At 30.5% G+C, this 4,717-nt stretch carries 5 protein-coding genes; 2 read left to right on the top strand and 3 right to left on the bottom strand.

Annotated features, from left to right (window positions below):
- Nucleotides 1–52: 52 nt before the first annotated feature.
- Together Q1A46_RS20580 and nhaC are read right to left on the bottom strand one after the other, a co-directional pair.
- Nucleotides 53–208: a hypothetical protein gene (locus tag Q1A46_RS20580; protein WP_299683514.1), complete on the bottom strand. Its 156-nt coding sequence runs from the start codon at nt 206–208 to the stop codon at nt 53–55.
- A gap of 69 nt (nt 209–277) precedes the next feature.
- Nucleotides 278–1,762: a Na+/H+ antiporter NhaC gene (gene nhaC / locus Q1A46_RS20585; protein ID WP_299683516.1), complete on the bottom strand. Its 1,485-nt coding sequence runs from the start codon at nt 1,760–1,762 to the stop codon at nt 278–280.
- Between the two features lie 82 nt (nt 1,763–1,844).
- On the opposite strand from nhaC, the gene Q1A46_RS20590 reads away from it, so the two are divergent.
- Entirely contained in the window at nt 1,845–2,867 is a 1,023-nt protein-coding gene (locus tag Q1A46_RS20590) for a metal-dependent hydrolase (RefSeq protein WP_299683519.1), read from the top strand.
- Here the strand turns inward: Q1A46_RS20590 and Q1A46_RS20595 are convergent.
- Nucleotides 2,856–4,067, bottom strand: a complete 1,212-nt coding sequence (locus Q1A46_RS20595; RefSeq protein WP_299683521.1) for an aminotransferase class I/II-fold pyridoxal phosphate-dependent enzyme — start codon at nt 4,065–4,067, stop codon at nt 2,856–2,858. The genes Q1A46_RS20590 and Q1A46_RS20595 overlap by 12 nt on opposite strands.
- Before the next feature lie 156 nt (nt 4,068–4,223).
- Between Q1A46_RS20595 and Q1A46_RS20600 the strand changes: the two genes are divergently transcribed.
- Nucleotides 4,224–4,682: an Lrp/AsnC family transcriptional regulator gene (locus Q1A46_RS20600; RefSeq protein ID WP_299683523.1), complete on the top strand. Its 459-nt coding sequence runs from the start codon at nt 4,224–4,226 to the stop codon at nt 4,680–4,682.
- Nucleotides 4,683–4,717 lie beyond the last annotated feature (35 nt).

Consider the following 4,717-nt stretch of genomic DNA (forward strand, 5'->3'; position numbering starts at 1 on the left):
CATTAAAAAAAGAGCCTTATTTTTCAATAAGGCTCTTTTTTATTCTTTTTGCTTAAGCGCATCCACATCTTACAAAGTAATGATCTGGATAATATCTATTTCTAGAACATACTTCTCTACAAAACTCTAAACGAGAAAGTCCTCCAGTTATATTTTTTAATTGATCTTTTTTTAATGTTGTTCCTAAGTTTGAAATCTGTTTTTTCATGATTAAAATTATGAGGTTAATATCTTAATTCTAAAGATAAAAAACATTTCTCAAAAAAGATAAGCTTAATTATTTGTTAGCTAGCTGTCTTATTTTAATTCTAAAAGCAGCAAAGATTAAAGTCATAAAAGGACTTAACCAATTAAACATAGCATAAAATGCATAATCTATAACTGGTACACCTAAAACTCCTGAATGGTATGCTCCACAAGTATTCCAAGGAATTAACACAGATGTAACTGTTCCACTATCTTCTAAAGTTCTACTTAAATTTTCTGGCGCTAAGCCTTTATCCTTAAATGCTTTTGCATACATTTTACCTGGAACAACTAATGCTAAATATTGATCTGAAGCAGTAATGTTTAATCCGATACATGTACATACTGTACTTGCAAATAATCCAAAAATACTATCAAATAAATTCAACATAAAGCTACTAATCTTTGCCAAAGCTCCAATAGCATCCATAATACCTCCAAAAACCATTGCACATAAAATCAACCAAATCGTACCAAGCATTTTTTTCATTCCTCCGGCTGTAAATAAATCTTTAAGCACCTCATTATCTGTAGCTACAGAAGTATCTACTGTTATAGCTTTCATTACACCCTTATAAGCTGAATTAAAATCTAACTTTTCTACTCCAGCTACTTGAGCAACAACTTGCGGTTGAAAAATTAAAGCGAAAATTCCACCTAAAATTGTTCCTGCTAGTAAAGCAATAAGTGGTGGTGTTTTTTTTATAATTAAAACTACAACTACTACAGGTACAAGAAATAATAATGGGGTAATATTAAACGCTTTATCTATATCAGTTATCATTTGTCCAGTATTTGCTTCACCTGACGCAGATTGTGTAAATCCTAATATTAAAAAGAAAACAAAAGTTACTATAAATGTTGGCACTGTAGTATACGCCATATATCTAATATGAGTAAACAAATCTGTACCAGCCATTGCTGGTGCAAGATTGGTTGTATCAGACATAGGTGACATCTTATCTCCAAAATATGCTCCAGACAACACCGCTCCCGCAGTCATCCCTAAAGATATATCTAATGCTCCACCAATACCTATTAAAGCGATACCAACTGTTGCAGCAGTTGTCCAAGAACTACCAGTAGCCACAGAAATTACAGCACAAATAATTAAACAAGCAACTAAAAAAATTGTAGGATTCAACACTTGTAATCCATAATAAATCATTGATGGAATAATTCCACTAATTAACCAAGTTCCTGCTAAAGCCCCTACCATTAATAAGATTAAAATGGCACTTGCAGTAGATTTAATATTCTCTGCAACTTCATCCATCATCAATTGAAAACTTACTTTATTTTTAAATCCTACTATAGCAGCTACTACTCCACCAATCAACAGTATAAATTGATTACTTCCACTTAAAGCATCATCTCCAAACACATAAACATTATATGCTAACATTCCTATTAAAGCTATAACAGGAATTAAAGCTTCAGTAATAGATAAATTTGGATTTCTTTGGATTTTTTGATCTTCAATTTTAATTTCAGAATTGTTCTGGTTTTCTTGCATTGATCGATTTTTTTGGTTGTGTAATGTTACGATTTTGTTAAGACTTACGCAAGTGAAAAGCGTTTGCTACATTTGCTAACATATGGACTCGTTAACGCAAATAGTTTTAGGTGCTGCATGTGGTGAAATTGCACTTGGCAAAAAGATTGGAAATAAGGCTTTATTGTTTGGAGCTATTGGAGGCACAATTCCTGATTTAGATGTTTTTATAGGAAGTTTATTCTATTCAAATTCAATTGACGAACTCATTTTTCACAGAGGTTTTATGCATTCTATTGTGTTTGCTTTTATAGGAGCTTATGTATTTGGACACGGAACTTTTAAATTGTACAACACGAAAAAAAGAATTGGAACAACAACCTCTAGAGATTGGATTTGGCTATTTTTCTTATCAATTTTTACTCATCCTCTTTTAGATAGTTTTACGCCTTATGGTACACAGTTATTTCTACCTTTTTCAGATTATCGTGTGGCTTTTAACACAATTGCTGTTGTAGACCCGATATACACAGTTCCTTTTTTAATTTCTTTAATCATTTTAATGTTCTTTAAGAGAACGAGTAGTAAACGTAGTTTTTGGTTAAAATCGGGCGTGTATTTAAGTTCTGCTTATCTGTTATTTACTATTGGAAATAAAATATACATCGATCGTGTTTTTAAAAATGCTCTTTCAGAATCTAAAATTGAATATAAAAGTTATTCGGCTCAACCAACAATTTTCAACAATATACTTTGGTATGCTATAGTAGAAACCAAAGAAGATTATAAAGTGAGTTTTTATTCTCATTTTGATACGCAAAAACCTAAAAACAACTTTATCAGCTTACCTAAAAATCATGAACTTTTACCCATGAAACAAAATGCTGATTTAAAGAAATTATCTTGGTTTAGTAATGATTTTTATAACCTTCAACAAATTGATAGTAATCGAATTCGATATAATGATTTACGTTATCCGTTATTAAACCCTGAAGACAAAAACTCGTCTGTATTTAGTTTTGAGATCAAAAAAAATGGCAATCGCTGGGAAGCAATGCCATTATATGATAAAACTCCGACTAAGGAAGATTTACAAAAGTTTTGGAATAGAGTCTTAGGAAACTAATTCTAAAATTCCAACTTCTCTCATACACTCAGTCATCATTTGATAAGTTCTTTCAATATCGTTATCTAAACCGATAGAAAAACGAATTAATCCATCTGTTAAGCCCATTTCTGCTTGTTCGTCTTCCGGGATTTCTGAAGAAGTTGATGTTCCAGGAGCAGAGAACAATGTTTTATAAAAACCTAAACTTACTGCTAAGTATCCTAAGTTTTTGTGTTGCATTAATTCCATTAATTCATTTGCTTTATCTAACGAACCAACATCAATAGTTAACATTCCTCCGAAACCATATTCTTCATTTAACATTGATGAAAATAATTCATGAGAAGGATGAGAAGCTAATCCAGGATATACAGTTTTTAATCCGTCTTCTTCAAATTTCTTCGCTAAATACATTGCGTTTTTACTATGCTGTTGAATACGAATATGTAATGTTCTTAAATTCTTTAATACCGAAGAAGCTCTTAAACTGTCCATTGTAGAACCTAATAACATACAAGCTCCATCATTTACATTTCTTAAGTTATCGATAAATTCTTGTGTTCCACAAATTACTCCTCCAACAGTATCTGAAGATCCATTAATGAATTTAGTTAAACTGTGAATCACAACATCTGCACCTAATTGAGCTGGAGACACTGACAATGGTGAGAATGTATTATCTACTACTAACTTTAAGTTGTATTTTTTTGCTAAAGCAGCTAAACCTTCAATATCTGCAACTTCTAATAACGGATTACTTACTGTTTCACAGTATAAAACTTTGGTATTTTCTGTAATTGCAGCTTCAACAACATCTAATTTAGTAATATCTACAAATGTTGTTTGAATATTTAATTTTGGCGTAAAATTCTTTAAGAATGCATAAGTACCACCATAAATAGTTCTACTTGAAACTACATGATCTCCAGCACTACATAATTGTAATAAAACAGGAGTAATTGCTCCCATTCCTGAAGCTGTTACTGTAGCCGTTTCAGTTCCTTCCATTTCTGCTAATGCTTCACCTAAATATAAATTTGAAGGCGATGTATGTCTTGAATATAAGTAACATCCGTCTGCATTTCCTTCGAATGTATCGAACATTGTTTTTGCTGAAAGGAATGTATATGTTGATGAATCTGAAATAGATGGATTTACACCTCCAAATTCTCCGAAGTACTGTAAATCTTGAATTTTATTAGCTGGTTTGAATTTCATTAGAACTAGTATTTGTTTCCCCAAAACAACACAAAAACTAAATATTATTCAATACTTTATATAAAATACAGTTTTAAAAACTATTAAAAACAGTTTTAAATGTAAAAAAAACTAAATCTAAACTAAATAAATTAACTTTACTGAAATTTTTTCAAAATGAAGTTAGATCATATTGACAATAAACTAATTAACCTTTTACAAGAAGATAGTAAGCGAACAAACAAACAGCTTTCTTTGTTACTTAACTTATCTGTTACTGCTGTTTATGAAAGAATAAAAAAACTAGAAAAGGAGCAAATTATAACAAACTACGTCGCTAGAATTGATCCTAAGAAAATAGATAAATCCTTTTTAGTTTTTTGTCAAGTAAAGCTGATTCAACACTCTAGGGAATACCTATCAATTTTTGAAAGTGAGATATTAAAATTAGATGAAGTTGCAGAATGTTTTCATATTAGTGGTGATTACGATTACATTTTGAAAATCTATGTAAAAGACATGGAAGAATATCGTGAATTTATGGTAAATAAACTTACTTCAATAAAACATATAGGTAGCACACAAAGTTCTTTTACAATTGGTGCTATTAAAAACTCAACAAAAATATCTATATAAAAAGCCACTGCATGTGCAATGGCTTTTATTAAACT

The organism is uncultured Tenacibaculum sp., assembly GCF_947502995.1.
Taxonomy (GTDB): Bacteria; Bacteroidota; Bacteroidia; order Flavobacteriales; family Flavobacteriaceae; genus Polaribacter.